At 32.8% G+C, this 1,680-nt stretch carries 1 protein-coding gene; it reads right to left on the minus strand.

The window, feature by feature from the left end; translation table 11 throughout:
• Positions 1-196: 196 nt before the first annotated feature.
• A complete protein-coding gene (locus HOLDEFILI_RS17985) occupies positions 197-1,525 on the minus strand; it encodes an IS4 family transposase (RefSeq protein ID WP_039865579.1) in 1,329 nt (442 codons plus the stop codon).
• Between the last annotated feature and the right edge of the window lie 155 nt (positions 1,526-1,680).

Consider the following 1,680-nt stretch of genomic DNA (forward strand, 5'->3'; position numbering starts at 1 on the left):
CAATGGCATTAAGTTAGGCCTCAAACAGGCACTAGAAATGCACAAGTTAAAGGTAGTACAGGAGTGTGAATGGTAATAAAACCAACTTGCTCCTGTTTTTTTATAGAATCTATGATTTTTGAGTATACGAAAACTTATTTTATAAAAATATGAATAAAACATTTCAAATTATAGAGGATAGTATATAATGATATCGTTAGGACGCTTTGTGGTTGAAGGACCTAACGGATTGCGGTTTTATTTGCCGCTTTTGTTTTCTTTCTGGTCTGATCAAGACCAGAATTTTTTTTATTCTTTTTATCAGTTCCTTCTCATCTATCATCCTCTTCAAAAATAATCGAATGTTTGTTACCGCTGTTGAATAATTTGCTTTTCTACGGTATTTACAGTTTTCTTTTTCTTCTTCTAATTCCACATTATGTACCACGATATTGGATAGATTGAAAAGAATCACAGAGGCATAGATTTCCTGTTTGATGTATTTTCGCTTTTTAGCGTGAAATGATACCATTCCAATTGTATATTTCAATTGTCGAAAACTTGTTTCCTCACTCCATCTTAGATGATATAGCTGCTTTAATTCTTCTGAACTGAATTCTTCTTCAGTCAAATTGGTTATTAAACATTCATATGTATCTTCGGTAATTTTAAATCGCACAACTCGAAAACTCATTTCATATAATTCTTGTTCGTCATCAAAATAGGAAAACTCGCTTTTATTGGTTATGAACGTATACTTTGACTTATTTGCTTTGATTTCTTTCGTTTGCTTCCGAGTTAAGATTTTAGTTATTTTCACATCCAATGCTTCATCCTTTAAATTACAATTTGAAAGAATAGAACTAAATGACTTGATATCTTTAACACGAATGAGGAATTTCTGTTGCTTTTCTAGACAACACGCAATCAAATCGTATTTCTCGTAACCTCTATCGGCAACGATAATAGAATTCGAAGGATAACGACGGTTGGAGATCATCTCTTCTAACGCAGCACATTCTCTTGTCTTTGAGGCATTGTCAATATTTAGATCCCAATAGATTTGATTCATACAATCATATAAAGCATTTAAATGAAATTGACTATAAGGCTTATTCTTTCCATTTAGACAAAAGGTATCTTCATCCTTTGTATCGAAAGGGATATTGATATCACTGCCGTCACATGCCAGAATATAGTAACCCTTATAAGTTCTGTAATGATGAAAAGAATGCGTAAACGTATAGAATAATCTTGAAAAAGCTTCGACTTCTAGCTTATTGCGCTGCTGACAGAAAGCAGATTTGGTTGGTAATGATTCAAAATCCGCAAAATAATCAGATAATTCACAATTCAGTGCTTTTGATTGAAATTGAATAATCAATTTCATCAGAACATCACAAGGCAACTTCCTGCTTCTAGTAAAGTCAGAAACTGGATCAGCACAATAACAACCGATACTTTCGGCGATATCCCCAATCCGTTCATTAAGAATAGAAACTACATAATCAGGTGAATAGGATAAAACGTTAGTAATAGAAATCATAGTATAAAAATACCTCCTACAATTTCCTTCGGATTATGTTCTTTATTCCGCATATTTGCTTGTCAAGCATTTTCTTCGGATTTCACCAAAAAAAAGAGCCTGCCAGATTAAATCTGGTTAGCTCTAGATGTTGTTTTGCTTAACTTAATGCCATT

Origin of the sequence: Holdemania filiformis DSM 12042 (genome assembly GCF_000157995.1) — a bacterium.
Lineage (GTDB): Bacteria > Bacillota_I > Bacilli_A > Erysipelotrichales > Erysipelotrichaceae > Holdemania > Holdemania filiformis.